We start from the raw sequence: 16371 nt of genomic DNA on the forward strand, positions 1-16371 counted from the left end.
CAGGCCCGGGCTTCGGTCGAGAGGGCGGTGGCGGGCCTCAGGTGCCGGGCCTCAGGTGCCGGGCCTCAGTCGAGAAGGCGCTCGCGCAGCCGCTCGCGCGTCGCCGAGGTGAGCTTCAGGCCCTCTTCGAGGTAGCGGTCCGTGCTGCCCCACAGTTCGTCGATCGTTTCGAGGCCCGCGTTGAGGTATTCGATGCGGGCGTCGAAGAGCGGGCTGAGCAGCTCCATGATCTCGGCGGAGTAGGCGTCCTTCGCGGTGGCGCTGCGGCGCACGTCGTAGCGGCGGTGCTTCTCGTTGGACTTGAGGTAGTCCGCCTCGATGGCGTCGCGCTCCACGCCCACCGCGAGCAGCGTCACCGCGATCGACAGGCCCGCGCGGTCCTTGCCCGCCGCGCAGTGCATCAGCGCGGGGAGGCCGTCCTCGGCGAGGGAGTGCAGCACGCGGCTGTGCTCGGCGGTGCGCTCCTTGATCATGGTGCGGTAGGAGTCCACGAGCCGGTTCGCCGCGCGGCCCTCGGAGAGGATCTGGCGGAGCTGGTCGATGTTGCCGTCGCGGACCATGGTCCAGAATTCGGCGCCGTCGGCCGGGTCGTTGAGCGGCAGGTTCAGATTGCGCACGCCGGGCAGTTCGACATCCGCGCCTTCCAGCTTCTGGTCCGCTGCGTTGCGGAAGTCGAAGACCGTGTGCAGACCGAGGGAGGAGAGGAAGGTCGAGTCCTCGGCCGTGGCGTGGGCGAGGTGACCGCTGCGGAACAGTACGCCCTGGCGCACGCGCCGGCCGTCCACGGTGGGCAGGCCGCCCACATCTCGGAAGTTGCGCACTCCGGTCAGCTCGGGCTCGGTGGACGGTGCGTGCTGCGTCACAGGGGCTCCTCCCAATCGGTGCACCGGCGTTGGGTCGCCGGCGGGCGCGCTCATGACGATACGACATCGGTTCCACAGGCAACCATCTGTCCGATTCGCCCCGTTCTGTATCAACTGTGCATGGATCGAAGGGGCTTGTGGGCGTGTGCGTGACCGGCTTCATGTTCGTGACGCTGCGTGCCGGGCGGCCCGGATTGCCTCCCCAGTGATCCCCGAAGGTATGGCGTTGGTAAAGCGAGAAATGTCGACGCAGGGTTACACAGGGAAGCCTCAGAAACCCAAGGAATTGCCGTCGCAGGTGAATTCGGGGTTTGTCGTCGCCATTGCCGTTCGCCTACGGTCACCAATCAATCCGGTCGGAACGCCTAGTCCTGCCGCCGCCCGGATTCCTTTCGACTACCCGTCACGGCAGGAGCGGGGGACCCACACGCACGACGCCGCGTAGGGATTTCCCGAAGCGGCTTGGGGTGAAGCCGTGCCCGTACCCCGGGCGCGGCCGGGCATCTCCAGCCCGAACCCGACAGCTCACCTCGTAGGCGACGGAGAGGAAATTCAGCATGCCCGCAAAGGGAAAGCACCGCCTTTCGACCTCCCAGCGCATCGCCCGTGTCGCCGCCGTCGCCTCCGCCGGTGGAGCCGCGCTCGCCCTGCCGCTGATGGGCGCCACCGGCGCGCAGGCCGCGACGTCCGGCGGTACCGCCGACGCCACGACGTACACCGTCAAGGCCGGTGACACGCTCTCGAAGATCGCCAAGGCGCAGGACGTCGACGGCGGCTGGAAGAAGCTCTACGAGGACAACAAGGACGCCGTCGGCTCCGACGCGGACCACCTCAAGATCGGCGTCAAGCTCGCCGTCGGCGGCGCGGCCGACAGCGACTCCGGCTCCGAGGGTGCGGCCACCGCCACGCAGGCGAGTGCCAAGACCACCGCCTCCGGCGACTACGCGGCGCCGGTCGACGGTGCCAAGGGCACGGGCTACGGCAGCTCCGGCTCCATGTGGTCCAGCGGCAGCCACACCGGCGCCGACTTCTCGGTGCCGACCGGCACCTCCGTGAAGGCGATCGCCGACGGCACCGTCGTCTCGACCGGCTCGGGCGGCGCGTACGGCAACGAGGTCGTCGTCGAGCACGCCGACGGCCACTTCTCCCAGTACGGCCACCTGTCCTCGATCGGCGTCGCCCAGGGCGACACCGTGACGGCCGGCCAGGAGATCGCCAAGTCCGGCGCGACGGGCAACGTCACGGGACCGCACCTGCACTTCGAGGTCCGCACCACCGCGGACTACGGCTCGGACATCGACCCGATCGCGTACCTGAGCGAGCACGGCGTGAACGCCTGAGGCATCTCGTAGCGGTCGCGACCGCTCGCTCACTTCGGCGCCCGGGGCTGTCCCCCGGGCGCCGAAGTGCGTTCCCGCGCTTATTCCCCAGGTGGCGAGTGGGTTATCTCACCACGCGTCAACCCCTGGCTACGGTCGCGTAGGTCACAGTCGAGGGTGAAAGATGTGTGGTCGTGGCAAACGAATCGAGAGCACTCACGGAGACACTCAACGGCACGATCCGGTCCTACGCGGCCGTGGGCGACAGCTTCACCGAAGGAGTCGGTGACCCCGGGCCCGACGGGAAGTTCGCGGGCTGGGCCGACCGGCTCGCCGTCCTCCTGGACGACCGCGTCCCCGAGGACACCTTCAAGTACGCGAACCTGGCCGTGCGCGGCAAGCTCCTCGACCAGGTCGTCGCGGACCAGGTCCCGAAGGCGGTCGAGCTCGCCCCCGACCTGGTGACCCTGGTCGCCGGCGGCAACGACATCATCCGCCCCGGCACCGACCCGGACGACGTGGCCGAACGCTTCGAGAAGGCCGTCGCCCGGCTCTCCGACGCCGTGGGCACCGTCATGGTGGCCACCGGCTTCGACACCCGTGACGTGGCCGTGCTCAAGCACCTGCGCGGCAAGATCGCCACGTACAACATGCATGTGCGGGCGATCGCCGACCGGCACGGCTGTCTGATGCTCGACCTGTGGTCCCTGAAGTCCATCCAGGACCGCAGGGCCTGGGACGACGACCGCCTCCACCTGTCGCCCGAGGGGCACACGCGGGTGGCGCTGCGCGCCGGTCAGGCGCTGGGCATCGACGTGCCGGCCGACCCCGAGCAGGCGTGGCCGCTGCTCCCGCCCCGCGGCACGTTCGAGGTGCGGCGCGACGACATGCACTGGGCGCGCGAGTTCCTGGTGCCGTGGATCGGGCGCCGGCTGCGAGGCGAGTCCTCCGGCGACCGGGTACAGGCGAAGGGCTTCGTGGACCCGCACGCGGTGAAGGCGCACCTGGAGGCGGCGTCCTGACGCGTTGAACCTCGGCGGTGCGGTGGCGCTGACGGCCTCCCGTCAGCGCCCCGCCCCGGTCAACTCCGCGCGCTCGAGCCCCAGTTCGCGGGCGAGCGCCTCATCCACCCACTCCTGCATACGGGCCCGCGAAACCGCGGCCGGCCTGGCGCGCCCGTCGTCGTATGCCGTCAGCTGCACGGCGAGCCCGTCGAGCAGCGCCGTGAGCCGCAGCGCCGCCGCCATCGGGTCGGGGCAGACGAACTCGCCCGCCACCACGCCCTCGGCGACCACCTCGGCGAGCGCCGCCTTCCACTGCCGGTCGAGGTCCCGCGTGACCTCCCGCAGCGCGGGCTCGCGCAGCGCCGCCGCCCAGCCCTCGATCCACAGCCGCCACCCCTTGGCCTGACCCGTCGGCGCGTACCAGCGCACCGCGGCGCGCAGCCGCTTCAGGGCCGTCGTGCGGCGACCGAGCAGCTTGCGCAGATGGGCCAGGTCGCTCTCGGCGGCGTGCGCGAACGCGGCCGCGACGAGCTTCTCCTTCGTCGAGAAGTGGTACAGCACCAGCGCGTTGCTCACGCCGAGCGCCGATGCCACGTCGGCGATGCGCACGGCGGCCACCCCGCGCACCTCGATCTGCTCGATGGCGGCCTTCAACAGCTCTTCGCGCCGCTCGGCCACGCTCAACCGGACTCTGGTCACGCCGCAAGCCTAGTTGTTCTCGGGTGTCGACTCGTTCACGTGCAGGACTCTTGACGCCTCGCAGTCGTACAGGTCACAGTCGCATCACGTTCCACTACTGACTGTCCGTTCAGTCAATAAGTCGGTCGGTCGGGGGTAAGCGCGGCCTGAGCAAAACCCGAAGTGCTGTCAGTGCCGTCCTCGTTCGTTCTCGCTGTTCTCGCCAGGAGCAATCGTGACCCAAGCGCCATCCCTCTCGCCGACCCCGCCCGCCGGGGACGAGCCCGACCTCTCCGAAGGCTGGGGCGAGCAGCGCTCACGGCTGCGCAAGGATCTGCGCCGGCTGGACGTGCTGTTCTTCCTCATCTGCACGCTCGTCGGCCTGGACACCATCGGATCCGTCGCCGCACAGGGCCCGCAGGGCCTGACCTGGATGGTCATCCTGGCGGTCCTCTTCTTCCTCCCCTACGGGCTACTCGTCGCCGAACTCGGCTCGGCCTTCCCCGTGCAGGGCGGCCCGTACGTGTGGACGCGCCTGGCCTTCGGCCGGCTCGTCGCGGGCGTCAACCAGCTCCTCTACTGGATCTCCAACCCGGTCTGGGTGGGCGGCAGCCTGTGCATCATCGCGCTGACCACCTGGGAGGAGTTCTTCACGCCGCTGCCGGGCTTCTGGAAGTACGTCGCCGGGTTCGTGTTCATCTGGGGCGGTGCGCTCGCCGTGGTGCAGTCCGTACGCATCGGCAAGTGGGTGCCCATCGCGGGCGCCGTCGCGCGCGTCGTGCTGCTCGGCTTCTTCCTCGTGTCCGTCGTCGTCTACGCCGCCGAACATGGCGTGCACGCCCTACCCGCGGGCGAATTCACGCCTACGTATGCGGGCTTCGTGGCGCTCGTCCCGGTGCTCATCTTCAACTACGTAGGCTTCGAACTGCCCAGCTCGGCCGCCGAGGAGATGAAGAACCCGCGCCGTGACATCCCCCTGTCGATCCTGCGCTCCGGGCTCGCCGCCGTGCTCCTCTACGGAGGCCCCATCCTCGGCATCCTGTTCGTCCTGCCCAGCCAGGAGATCGGCAGCCTGGGCGGCTTCATCGACGCCTGCAAGGCCGTCTTCACCGTCTACGGCGGCTCCATCGCGGCCGACGGCACGGTGACGCTGACCGGGCTCGGCGCCGTATTCGGCGGCGTCGCCGCGGCGGGCCTCATCATCGGCCTGCTCACCTCCGGTGTCACCTGGGCCATGGGCGCCCACCGCGCGCAGGCCGTGGCGTGCGCGGACGGCGCGGGTCCGGCCTGGCTGGGCCGCATCTCCGAGAAGCACGGCACCCCGGTACGGGTCAACATCCTGTCCGCCGTGCTCGGTTCGATCCTGTTCGTCGTCGCCCTCAACCTCACCGGCGGCGACGGAGAGAAGTACTTCGCGGCGGGCCTCGGCCTGACCATCAGCACGACGTTCATCTCCTACGTCATCACGTTCCCGAGCCTCGCCGTGCTGCGCCGCAAGTACCCCGACCAGGAGCGCCCCTACGCCGTGCCCGGCGGCCGGGTGGGCGCCTGGATCGTGACCGCGCTCGCCACCGGCTTCGTGGCGTTCACCGTGGTCGTGCTCGTCTGGCCCGGTTTCGGGGTCGGTTGGTTCGGCACCTCGGGCAACCCGGCGGACTCGCTGCCCGAGTCGTTCGCGGGCCAGCGGCTGCCGTACACGCTCAGCCAGGTGCTGCCGCTGCTGCTGTTCGTCGTGATCGGGTTGGTGTTCTACGCGGCCGGAACCAGGGCCCGGCGGAAGGCCTCTGGCGGTTCCGGCCACAGTGGTTGAGGTCGCGGGGCGCTGCCCCGGACCCCGCTGGCTCTCGTCCTAGAGTGGGCTTCCAGCGGCCACCACCGCATGTGCGTCCAGGGCGATGGCGCCGCCGGGATGCACAAGCAGCGGGTTGACCTCCAGATCGGTCAGTTCCGGGTGGTCCGCCGCGGCCTGGGCCACCGCGCACACCGCCGCCGCGGCCGCCTCCAGGTGGACGGCCGGTGCGCCGCGCCACCCGGTCAACAGCGGTGCGTGCCGCAGTTCCAGCAGCAGGGCACGCGCGCGTGCCGGGGTGAGCGGGGCCAGAGCCAGCGCCGTGTCGGCGTGCAGCTCGGCGGTGACGCCCCCGGCGCCGACCATGACGACCGGACCGAACGCCGCGTCCTTCCGTACGCCGACGATGAGTTCGCGCGCGTACGGAGGTGTGGCCATCGCCTCGACCGCGTACCGAACCGCACCCGTGGCCTCCCGCATCCGCGCGAACGCGGTCCGCAGGGCGGCCTCGTCCGCGATGTACAGCGCCACACCACCGGCCTCGGTCTTGTGCGCGAGCCCCATCGCCTTGAGCACCAAGGGGTAGCCCGTGCGGTAGGCGGCCTCGACCGCCGCGTCCGCGTCCGTCACGAACTCGGCCGTGGGGAACGCGACTCCGTAGGACGCCAGCAGCTCGCGCACCCGCTCGTAGCCGCCGTCCTCGACCTCGTACGCCGCCGGGGGAGTGGTTCGCTCCTGCGGCAGGTGCGGCGTTGTGGCGGCCAGACGCACGGCGCCCGCGAGTGCCGTCGCCGCCTGCTCGACCCGCTCGTGCACCGGCACACCGCGCTCCCTGAGGACGGCGAGGGCCGGTGTGTCGCGGGCCATCGTGTGCACGATAAGGGCCCGCCCCGCGGCGCCGGCGGCGTCGGCGAGGGCGTGTGCGATCTCGCACTCGCGCCCCGCCTGGGCGGGGTTCGCGGTCGCGTAGTCCCCGAAGTAGCCGGTGAGTACGACCGTTTCCGCGTCGCCGCTGTGCAGCAAGGTGGCCGCCACGCGCGCGTAGGCGGCCAGATCCTGCTCGCCCGCCCCAGCAAGGTCGACCGGATTGGCCCGCCCCGCGCCCGGCGGCAGCTGCGCACCCAGGGCGTCGACGGTGGCCGGGGAGAGCGCGGGCACATCGAAGCCGCACGCGGCGAACGAGTCGGCGGCCAGCGCGCCCTGTCCGCCGCTGTCCCCGATCACGGCGATCCGGTGCGGTGGGGGTGGATCGGCGCCGGGTTGGGCGGGGGTGGGGGTCGGGGTCGTGTCGTGGCGTGAGGGCTGGGGGCGGGAACGTATGAGAGGGAGGGTGGGGGACATCAAGTGGAGGGCGGTGTCGACGAGTTCGCCCGCGGAGTTCAGGAGGAGGGCGCCGGCGTCGCGGCAGACCGCCGCGACCGTGGCGTGCGGGCTGACGAGGGCGCCCGTGTGGGAGGCGGCCGCGCGGCCCGATGCCGAGCTGCGGCCCACCGTGAGGAGCAGGACCGGCTTTCCCCCGGCGTGAGCGGCCGCCAGGACGTCCGCGAGGCGGCGGCCGTCCCGGAAGTCCTCCACGTACGCCGCGATCGCTCTCGTTGGCTCGTGGGCGATCAGGGATTCCAGGGCGTCGGCGGCGTCGATGTCGCGCTGGTTGCCGAGCGAGACGAAGCGCGAGAAGCCCGCGCCCGCGCGTTCCAGGTGGCGGCCGATCTCCAGGGCCAGGTTGCCGCTCTGCGAAACGAGACCGAGGCCGCCGGTCGGGAAGTCGCCCCAGCTGAGCCGGAGTTGGCTCGTCGTGTCGACGATGCCCATGCAGTTGGGGCCGAGCAGGCGGGCGCCGTGCGAGGTGACCAGGTCCGCGAGGGAGTCCTCCTCGGTGGTGCCCGACGTGATCACCGTGAAGCAGCGGGCGCCCGTGTCGAGGCCCTCCTGCACCACCGGGCGCACCTGGTGGGGCGGGACCGCGACCACCACGTGCTCGGGCGGCGCGTCCAGGGTGGACAGGGCGGGGCGGAACGGCTCGCCCTGGAGATGGCCGCCCCTGCGGTTGACCAGGTGGACGGCCCGGCGGGCGCGGCCGGTCAGGGCACCCGCCGCGAGCCAGTAGCCCCACTTCTCCGGGTTGTCGGACGCGCCGACGACCGCGACGGACGCCGGGTCGTACAGCGCGTCCAGGCCTGTTGTCGTCGTCACCTGTACCACCCGAACCTCTCCGCGAGGATCGGCAGGCGGTCGGCGACGATGGCGTGCGCCGCGGCCCTCGGGGTCGTTCCGTCGCCCTCCGCGCGCGCGAGCATCTGGTCGATCAGGGAGCGCATGGAGCGCCGCGTGTAGGCGAAGGCCTCGTCCGCGTCCGCGCCGATGTCGCCGAACAGGGTCCACCACCACCAGGCGTTCGTCCCGGAGTTGACGACCACGTCCGGCAGGACCGTGATGCCGCGCCCGGTCAGCAGCTCCTCGGCGTCCGCGAGGACCGGCATGTTCGCCGCCTCGACGACCCAGCAGGCCGTGATCCGCTCCTGGTTCGCCGCGTCGATCGCGTACGAGACCGCGGCCGGGATCAGTACGTCCGCGTCCGCCGAAAGCCAGGCGTCGCCCGGCAGTTCACGATCCTCCGGCCGCAGCCGCTCGCGGTTCACCGTGCCGTAGGCGTCGCGCGCCGCGAGCAGCGCGTCCACATCGAGGCCCGCGTCGTTGGCGATGGTGCCCTCCAGGTCGGCCACCGCCACGATCGTGAGCCCCGCGCGCGCGAGGAAGCGGGCCGTGGCGCCGCCCATGGTGCCCAGGCCCTGGAGGGAGACACGGGTGCCTTCGTAGGAGCGGCCGGCGCGGTCGAGCGCCACCAGGACCGCCTCGGCGACGCCGCAGCCGCCCACCAGCTCGTCGAGACCGATGCCGTCGACGTCCACCGCGAACGCGTCCGCCAGCCGCTGACGGGCCGTCTCCTCGTCGTCCAGGAGCGGGTACACGGCCTGGATGGACGACACGAGACCCGCCTCGGCCGCCGCCTTGTCGACCAGGTCCTGCGTGAGACCCAGGTCCTCGCCCGTTGTCCAGAAGGACTCGATGTACGGACGCATCGCCTTCAGGTAGCGCACCAGAATGCCGTACGCCTCCGGGTCCTGCGGGTCGCAGTCGATGCCGCCCTTGGCGCCGCCCAGCGGGATGTAGCGGCCCTCCGGGTTGTAGTGCAGCGCCTCCTTCATCGACATGCCGCGCGCGAGCCCCGCGACCTCCTCCAGGGTGCAGCCCTTGCGCATCCGCAGGCCGCCGCTGGAGACGCCGCGCACCAGGCGGTCGATCACCAAGTAGCCGTTGCGGCCGGTGACATGGTCGGTCCAGGTGAGCTCGGTGAGGGGAGCCGTCGGCTGCGTCGGGGGCGTGGCGGTGCCTGCGGGCGCGGGCGCGGCGGGCGTGGGGGCGGTGGTCATGCGGACTCCTCAGGAACGACGATCAGGGTGGGGGCGGGAGTGGTCAGGGCGGTGCTCAGCAGCTTCGCGAGCTCCTCGGGGGAGTGGGCCGTCGCGCCGTGTCCTCCGTAGGCGCGGGCGAGGGCGGGCAGGTCCACGCGCGCGTGGTCGACCGCGAGCGGTGCGTCGCCGCGGGCGTTCATCTCGTCGCGGATCTCGCCGTAGCCGGAGTTGTCGAACACCACGACGGCGAGCGGTTGTTGGAGCGCGGCGGCCGTGGCCAGTTCCTGGATCGAGAACTGCAGGCCCCCGTCGCCGCTGAGCGCCACCACCTGGCGGTCCGGGCAGGCGGCCTTCGCACCGACCGCCGCGGGCAGGGCGTAGCCGAGCGTGCCGAACCCGGTGGGGTGCAGATAGCGGGCGCGCGGCCCCAGGGTGAGGTGCGGCAGGGCCCCGTAATAGCAGCACTGGGCGCTGTCCGAGGTGACGACGGCGTCCGGGGCGAGGACGCCGCGGATCGCCTCCAGGTAGGGCAGCCAGTGGGCGTCGCGGGGGCGGGATTCGCTGTCGCGGGCCGCCTTGAGGGTGGCGGTTTCGGTGTGGGCGGCGGTTTCGGTTGGGGTGCCGGTGGTGCGCGGTGTGGTGGCCGCGGTTCCTGTGACGAGCGCATCCAGCGTGGCGGCCGCGTCGCCGACCAGGGGGACGTCCGCCGGGACACCCGCGTACATCTGCGCCGGGTCGAAATCCACACGGATCAACTGCCCCTGGAAGGGCAGGGGTTCGGCGGTCCAGATGTCGGACTCGGCCAGCTCCGTGCCGACGGCCAGGACCACGTCACGGGTCGTGAGCCACTCCTGGACCGCCGTGCTGTGCAGGGACACGCCGAGGGAGAGCGGATGCTCCTCGTCGACGATCGCCTTGCCGTTCGCCGTGGTGGCCACCGGCGCCGCCAACTGCTCGGCCAGGGCAAGGCATTGGGTCGCCGCGCCGCGGGCTCCGCCCCCGAGGACGAGGGCCGGGCGCTCCGCGTGGGCAAGGAGCGCGGCGGCCTCCTCGACGCGTGCGGCGTCGGGGACGCGCGGCGCGGCCGGGGGAGCGGTGCGGGCCGGGCCCGCGGGCTCCGTCGCCTCCAGGAGGTCGAGCGGGATCTCGATGTGCGCCGGGCGCGGCCGCTCCGAGCGGAACAGCGTGAACGCCCGCGCCACCGCCGCACCGATCTCCGCCACCGACGAGACCCGGTGGCTGAAGGCGGCCACATTCCGCAACGCCTCGCTCTGGCTGCGCATTTCGTGCAGCAGGCCCGTCGACTGGCGCGGGTGGCGCAGCGGCATGCCCGGCGAGATCACCAGCAGCGGCACACTGTCCGAGTAGGCCTGACCGACGGCCGCCGCGATGTTCAGGAGCGCGGGCCCCGTGGTGGTGATCGCCACACCGGGCGTGCCCGTCACGCGCGCGTATGCGTCCGCCGCGTATCCCGCGCCCTGTTCGTGGCGCGGCGCGACGTGTGCGACACCGTAGGCCGTCAAGTGGCGGTAGATCTCCAGGTTGTGGGTGCCCGGGATGCCGAAGGCCTGGGTGACGCCGTGGGTGGCCAGGGCGCGGACGAGCGCTTCGCCGCCGGTGAGGTGGGTGCGGTCTGGGGGCGGCGGCTCGGGACTGTGACGCGTAACTGCGGCGGATTCGTGGACAGACGTCACAGTGACCTCGCAATGATCAGGCGCATGATGTCGGAGGTGCCCTCTTCGATCTCCTCCAACTTGGCGTCGCGCATCCACTGTTCGACCGGGAACTCGCGCGAGTAGCCCCAGCCGCCCAGCGTCTGCACGGCCGCCCAGGTGCAGTACGCGGCCGTCTCCGACGCGGTGAGCTTGGCCATGGCCGCCTCCGTGGTGGCGGACAGGCCCGCGTCCAGGCGGCGGGCCGCGCGCCACGTCATCAGGCGCGATTGCTCGATGCGGGTGCGCATGTCGGCGAGGCGGAACGCGACCGCCTGGTGCTCGATGACGGGCTTGCCGAACTGTTCGCGCGTGCGCGCGTAGTCGCGTGCGTACTCGTAGGCGGCGCGGGCGACACCGGTGGCGGCGGCGCCCAGGACGGCGCGTGAGATGTCGAAGGTGCGCATCAGGCCGATGAAGCCCTGGCCCTCGTCGCCGAGCCGGTTCTCCTCGGGGACGAACGCGTCGGAGAGGAAGATCTCCCTGCAGACGATGGCGCGTTGACCCATCTTGCGCATCGGCTCGCCGAAGGTGACACCTTCGGTGTCCTTGTGCAGCAGGAAGGCGGTCACGCCGCGCGAGCGCTGCATCGGGTCCGTCTTGGCGAACACCACGTAGCGGTCGGCCTCGCCCGCGTTCGAGATCCAGGCCTTCTGGCCGTTGAGCAGGTAGCCGCCCTCGGTGCGGCGGGCTGTTGTGGTGATCGACGCGGCGTCCGAGCCTGCGCCCGGTTCGGTGGTCGCCAGCGACGTCATCGGGGTGTCGGGTCCTGCGAGCGGCGTGAGCCAGGTGCGCTGCTGCTCCTCGGTGCCGAGGGCGAGCACAGGATCGGCGAAGAAGCCGTTGGAGCAGAGCAGGTTGCCGATGCCCAGGTCGCCGACGCACAGCTCCTCCTGTACGAGGACCTGTGTGAACACGTCGGTGAAGCCGCCTCCGCCGAACTCCTCGGGGAGCATGAACCCGGTGATGCCGACCTTGGCCGCCTTGCGCCACAGGTCCCAGGGCGTCTCGACGTCGGCCTCGTCGACGGCACGCGCGCGTGGCCGGATCTCCTCGGCCGCGAACGTCCGGGCGAGCTCGACGACGGCGTGCTGTTCGGGGGTGAGCGGGACCAGTTCGGTGGGGAGTTCCGACACGGTGCCTCCAGACGGTCCATGTGGCTTACTGAGCGGCTTTACTGAACGGCTTCACTGAACAGATTTACTGAATCGTCGGTCAGTATCTGGAGTCTACGAGAGTGCTGTCAATCGAACTGGTACTGAATGAAGGATCAGTTTGTGGGAGGGCAGGTGGGGACGGTGGGCGAGGGGCGTCGGTCACATGTCCCGGGGGCGGGCACACAGGAGGCGCTCAGCGCGTTGTCAGTGGTGCCGCACATAATGGGAAACCTGATCGATCAATGGGAGGCGCCGTGTCACGTTCGCTGACGTCACGTTCTCTGACTTCCGGGCTGCGCTCGCTCCAGCCCGATGCCTTTGGCGCCGAACCCACAGGGGCGCGGCTGGACCGGATCCGCCGGTCCCCGAACTTCGCGGACGGGTCCTTCCAGAACCCGGAGGGCGCGCGCATCCGGCCCGACGGCTCGATGCTCGAGTTCGCGAAGAATTACTTCCGTAAGGAGGAGCGCGCCCGCCGGGCCCCCACGGGCACCGTGCCGGTGCACGCCACCACCGTCGCCGACCTGGCGAAGCCGCCGGTGAGCGGGCTGCGGATCACATGGATGGGCCACTCCAGCGTCCTCGCCGAGATAGATGGGGTGCGGGTGCTGTTCGACCCGGTGTGGGGCGAGCGCTGTTCACCGTTCGCCTTCGCGGGGCCCAAGCGGCTGCACCCGGCGCCGCTGCCGCTCGCCGCGCTGGGGCCGGTCGACGTGGTGGTGATCTCCCACGATCACTACGACCACCTGGACATGTCCACCATCAAGGCGCTCGCCCACACGGACACCGTGTTCGCGGTGCCGCTCGGCGTCGGCGCGCACCTGGAGCACTGGGGCGTGCCCGCGGACCGGCTGCGCGAGCTGGACTGGCACGAGTCGACGAAGGTCGCCGGGGTGACGCTGACCGCCACCCCCGCCCGCCACTTCTGCGGCCGCGGCCTGCGCAACACGCAGCACACCCTGTGGGCGTCCTGGGTGGTCGCCGGGTCCGAGCACAGCGTCTTCCACAGTGGCGACACCGGTTATTTCGCGGGCTTCAAGGACATCGGTGCCGAGCACGGACCGTTCGACGTGACGATGATCCAGATCGGCGCGTACTCGGAGTACTGGCCCGACATCCACATGACCCCGGAGGAGGGCATGCGCGCCCACCTCGACCTGCAGGGCGGGCCCGCGGCCGGGCCGATGCTGCCGATCCACTGGGGGACGTTCAACCTCGCGCCGCACGCCTGGACCGAGCCCGGTGAGGGGACCGTCACCGCGGCTCGCCGGTCCGCCGCCCGTATCGTGCTGCCGCGCCCCGGCGAGCCCTTCGAGCCGGGCGCCGAGGCGCTGCCCACGGAGCAGTGGTGGCGTCCGGTCGCGGCGGTGCCGCAGGGCGGGTGGCCGGTGGCCGGGCCCGTGGCGGGGGCGGACGACACGGAGATCGTGGTCGCCGGGTAGGCGGTAGGTAGTAGGCGGTGGGCGGCTGGGGTCGGTCGGGCGCCGGGTGAGTCGGCTGCGGGTTGCGATTCCGCGCGCCGTTGCGGCTTACGCCGTGCGCCGGGCCCGCAGGACCGTGTCCCGGTGGTGGTGTGTGCCGGGCGGGGCCGGGGCGGTGCGCGGGCGGGTCTCGTTGACCTGGATCTTCCAGGTGCGGTCGCCCTCGGCGTCGAGGAGTACGGCGATGTCGTCGGCCCAGTAGTAGTCGGCGGGGTCGAATTCGGCGGTCGCCTCAGTGTGCTCCGTCAGGTCCGCCAGGGCGTGCGTGGTGAAGAGCAGCGTTCCGCCGGGTGCGACGGCGTCGACGAGCCCGCGCAGCGCCGGCAGCCCCGCGCTGCGCAACAGCGGGAAGTACTGGAGGGTCACCAGGTCGAAGGCGCCCGCGGGCGGCGGCGTGACGGCCAGATCGGCCTGCGCCCAGGAGACCCGGCCCGCCACGTCGGCGCCGGCCGCGGCCGCGCGGCGCAGGGCGACCTCGGAGACGTCGACCGCCGTGACCTGCCAGCCGCGCCGGGCCAGCCAGAGCGCGTCGCCGCCCTCGCCGCAGCCGACGTCGAGCGCCTGGCCGGGCGGCAGATCGGCGGCCTCGTCCACGAGCACACCGTTCGGGTTGCCGCTGAAGAGCTGGCCGCGGCTGCGGTACCGCTCGTCCCACTCCTGAGCGGTGTCCGACTGGAGGGTGTCCGATTGAGCGGTGTCGAACTGGGCGGTGTCCGACTGGGGGATGTCCGGCTGAGGGGTGTCGGCCTGGGCGGTGTTCGACTGAGGTGTGTCGTACTGGGCGATGTCGTTGTCCATGGCGTCCGGTCCTGTCTCTCGTCCGTTCGACGGTGACCCCGTCGACGCCAAGGTCGCGCCACGCGTGCGTACGGGCAAACTTCTTTGCGGAAAACGCAAAACGCGGGCACGGTGGACGGATGAGCGACGACGTCGACGGGGTGCTGGCCGGGGTCGGCCCGAGGCTGCGTGAGCTGCGCAAGCGCCGCGGCGCCACCCTGACAGCCCTGTCGGAGGCCACCGGAATCCCGATCAGCACCCTGTCCCGCCTCGAATCCGGGCACCGCAAGCCGGGGCTCGAACTGCTGCTGCCGCTGGCCAGGGCCCACCAGGTGTCGATCGACGAACTGGTCGGCGCCCCGGCCGACCTCGACCCGCGCGTGCACCCGCAGCCGATCACGCGTAATGGCGTGACGATCGTGCCGCTGACCCGCAAGCCCGGCGGCCTTCAGGCGTTCAAGCAGATCCTGCCCGCGGGCCTCACCGACGGCCGGGAGCCCTAGGGCGTTTCTGATGGCTCTTGGACGGTGTCGCGGAGCCAGATGACGACTGCTGCGACGGCCAGGGTGCCGTTGAAGATGTAGTCGCGCTTGTCGTAACGGCTGGCGACCGCACGGAACTGCTTCCACTTGCTGACGCACCGTTCGGCGGCACTGCGGCGGCGGTACTGGCCTGTGTCGAAGGCCGGAGGCCGGCCGCCGGCCCGGCCCCGCCGCAGACGGTTGCTGCGTTGGTCCTCGGGTTGGGCGATGGTCACCTTGATGTGCCGTCCGCGCAGGTAGGCGCGGGTGTCGCGGCTGGAGTAGGCCTTGTCTCCGCGGAGCCGGTCCGGGCGGGTGCGGGGCCGCCCCGGCCCGCGCCGGGCGATCCGCAGGCACTCCAGTACCGGGACGAGCATGGGGTTGTCGCCCCGCTGGCCGGGCGAGGTCTGCCAGACCAGCGGGCGGGCCCGGTCATCGGCCAGGAAATGGACCTTGCTGGTCAGTCCGCCCCGGGAACGTCCCAGTGCCTCGCGTCCATCGGCCTCCACACGCGCCCCGCCCCCTTTTGCGGGAAGTCACCCGGCGGCCGGTGCCGGGCCCCGGCCGCATGCTGATGAGCCCGGCAGGACGTGGAGTCGATGTTCACCGCCCACTCGGCCTCCTTCGCCGCCGTGCGGGCCAGGGCACCGTCCGGGTCGCTCGCGGCGGCCTCGATCTGCAGCTCTGTCAGGATCCGCTGCCAGGTTCCGTCGGCCGACCAGCGGCGATGGCGCTCATAGACGGTCTGCCACGGCCCGTACCGCTCGGGCAGATCCGGCCACGGCACCCCGGTACGGGCCCGGAACAGTACGCCGTTGATGACTCGGCGGTGATCCGCCCACTGCCCACCCGGGGCACCGTTTCCCGGCAACAGCGACTCGATCTTCTGCCACTGCGCGTCCGTCAGTTCATGGCGTCGCACCATACGACCCGCATGCCCAGCACCCGCACTGATCCACCCACCCAGCAAGAGCCATCAGAAACGACCTAGGGCCCTTCTGACGGATCTTGCTGGAGTCGCGGGGTCTGGCACGCGCATCTGCGGCGTTGTCGTCGGTTGCCAACGCTCCGCGTTGTCGCCCTCCTCCGCCTTGCAGCTGCACGCACCAGACCCCGCTCGCGGAGCCGGATGATATGCGGCCGCCCGCATCCAGCCTGATCCGTCAGAAGGACCCTAGCCGCGTTCGCACGAGGGCTATCACTGGCTGTACGTCCTCAAGGGCCGGCTGCGTCTCCTGCTCGGTGACCAGGACGTCGTCCTCACGGAGGGCGAGGCCGCCGAGTTCGACACCCACCTCCCGCACTGGTTCGGCAACGCCGACGAACGCGCCGTGGAATTCCTCAGCATCCTGGGCCCCCAGGGCGAGCGCATGCACATCAAGGCCCGCTTCCGGCCGGACGAGAGTTAGGTCCGACCGAAACGGCCCATCAAATGGCGCCGGCGAACGGGTGTGCGGGCGCAGCGCGCTCAGGTATTCGGTCGCAGGTACGAACGCTCATACCAGAGCGGGACCTCGGCCGTCGGAGTTTGTCAACTGCCCCGCGCGTATATGCCGTTGGCGACTACCGTGTGTGCTCGCCGTGCGACGCCCGGTCGCACTGCCTGCTGTCTCTCCAGCTGCCGAGCCACCCCCTGAACTCACAGAACCGAGGACGA

The 16371-nt window shown here is 71.4% G+C and carries 12 protein-coding genes, 2 pseudogenes and 1 riboswitch; of the genes and pseudogenes, 6 read left to right on the forward strand and 8 right to left on the reverse strand.

What is annotated here, in order from left to right; all coding sequences use genetic code 11:
- Window positions 1–65: 65 nt before the first annotated feature.
- Window positions 66–863, reverse strand: a complete 798-nt coding sequence (locus tag OHA73_RS36300; RefSeq protein WP_327657259.1) for a tyrosine-protein phosphatase — start codon at window positions 861–863, stop codon at window positions 66–68.
- A gap of 383 nt (window positions 864–1246) precedes the next feature.
- Window positions 1247–1417, forward strand: a riboswitch (cyclic di-AMP (ydaO/yuaA leader).
- 3 nt (window positions 1418–1420) lie between these two features.
- On the opposite strand from OHA73_RS36300, the gene OHA73_RS36305 reads away from it, so the two are divergent.
- Both OHA73_RS36305 and OHA73_RS36310 read left to right on the forward strand, forming a co-directional pair.
- A complete protein-coding gene (locus tag OHA73_RS36305; protein WP_327657260.1) occupies window positions 1421–2203 on the forward strand; it encodes a LysM peptidoglycan-binding domain-containing M23 family metallopeptidase in 783 nt (260 codons plus the stop codon).
- 173 nt (window positions 2204–2376) lie between these two features.
- Entirely contained in the window at window positions 2377–3204 is an 828-nt protein-coding gene (locus OHA73_RS36310; RefSeq protein WP_266715869.1) for an SGNH/GDSL hydrolase family protein, read from the forward strand.
- Between the two features lie 42 nt (window positions 3205–3246).
- On the opposite strand, the gene OHA73_RS36315 is transcribed toward OHA73_RS36310, so the two are convergent.
- Entirely contained in the window at window positions 3247–3885 is a 639-nt protein-coding gene (locus OHA73_RS36315) for a TetR/AcrR family transcriptional regulator (protein WP_323179628.1), read from the reverse strand.
- Between the two features lie 214 nt (window positions 3886–4099).
- On the opposite strand from OHA73_RS36315, the gene OHA73_RS36320 reads away from it, so the two are divergent.
- Window positions 4100–5674 (forward strand): APC family permease, encoded by a 1575-nt coding sequence (locus tag OHA73_RS36320; protein ID WP_266715871.1) that lies wholly within the window; start codon window positions 4100–4102, stop codon window positions 5672–5674.
- A 39-nt stretch (window positions 5675–5713) separates the two neighbouring features.
- Here the strand turns inward: OHA73_RS36320 and OHA73_RS36325 are convergent, their stop codons facing one another.
- From OHA73_RS36325 to OHA73_RS36340, 4 genes are read right to left on the reverse strand one after another with little or no spacing between them, the layout of a single operon-like run.
- Window positions 5714–7846, reverse strand: a complete 2133-nt coding sequence (locus OHA73_RS36325; RefSeq protein ID WP_266715873.1) for an acetate--CoA ligase family protein — start codon at window positions 7844–7846, stop codon at window positions 5714–5716.
- Window positions 7843–9084 carry a Glu/Leu/Phe/Val dehydrogenase dimerization domain-containing protein gene (locus OHA73_RS36330; RefSeq protein ID WP_266715875.1) on the reverse strand — a complete coding sequence of 414 codons (1242 nt, stop codon included), beginning with the start codon at window positions 9082–9084 and terminating at the stop codon, window positions 7843–7845. Before OHA73_RS36330 ends, OHA73_RS36325 begins: the two co-directional genes overlap by 4 nt.
- Window positions 9081–10760: a 5-guanidino-2-oxopentanoate decarboxylase gene (locus OHA73_RS36335; RefSeq protein ID WP_327657261.1), complete on the reverse strand. Its 1680-nt coding sequence runs from the start codon at window positions 10758–10760 to the stop codon at window positions 9081–9083. Before OHA73_RS36335 ends, OHA73_RS36330 begins: the two co-directional genes overlap by 4 nt.
- Complete coding sequence (locus tag OHA73_RS36340; protein ID WP_266715879.1) at window positions 10757–11914, reverse strand: acyl-CoA dehydrogenase family protein; 1158 nt, start codon at window positions 11912–11914, stop codon at window positions 10757–10759. Before OHA73_RS36340 ends, OHA73_RS36335 begins: the two co-directional genes overlap by 4 nt.
- Before the next feature lie 275 nt (window positions 11915–12189).
- On the opposite strand from OHA73_RS36340, the gene OHA73_RS36345 reads away from it, so the two are divergent.
- Window positions 12190–13377 carry an MBL fold metallo-hydrolase gene (locus OHA73_RS36345; RefSeq protein ID WP_266715881.1) on the forward strand — a complete coding sequence of 396 codons (1188 nt, stop codon included), beginning with the start codon at window positions 12190–12192 and terminating at the stop codon, window positions 13375–13377.
- An 87-nt stretch (window positions 13378–13464) separates the two neighbouring features.
- On the opposite strand, the gene OHA73_RS36350 is transcribed toward OHA73_RS36345, so the two are convergent.
- Window positions 13465–14214: a class I SAM-dependent methyltransferase gene (locus OHA73_RS36350; protein WP_327657262.1), complete on the reverse strand. Its 750-nt coding sequence runs from the start codon at window positions 14212–14214 to the stop codon at window positions 13465–13467.
- 119 nt (window positions 14215–14333) lie between these two features.
- Between OHA73_RS36350 and OHA73_RS36355 the strand changes: the two are divergent.
- Window positions 14334–14693 (forward strand): annotated as a pseudogene (locus tag OHA73_RS36355) (helix-turn-helix domain-containing protein); the annotation flags it as partial.
- Here the strand turns inward: OHA73_RS36355 and OHA73_RS36360 are convergent.
- Window positions 14693–15639 (reverse strand): IS5 family transposase gene (locus OHA73_RS36360; RefSeq protein WP_443063169.1). Its coding sequence is split into 2 segments (ribosomal slippage): window positions 14693–15240 and window positions 15240–15639, totalling 948 coding nucleotides; the frame shifts between segments, so codons are not numbered across the junction. The pseudogene OHA73_RS36355 and the gene OHA73_RS36360 overlap by 1 nt on opposite strands.
- A gap of 253 nt (window positions 15640–15892) precedes the next feature.
- Here OHA73_RS36360 and OHA73_RS36365 point away from each other — a divergent pair.
- Window positions 15893–16123: pseudogene (locus OHA73_RS36365) on the forward strand (cupin domain-containing protein); the annotation flags it as partial.
- Between the last annotated feature and the right edge of the window lie 248 nt (window positions 16124–16371).

This window comes from Streptomyces sp. NBC_00483, assembly GCF_036013745.1.
Lineage (GTDB): Bacteria > Actinomycetota > Actinomycetes > Streptomycetales > Streptomycetaceae > Streptomyces.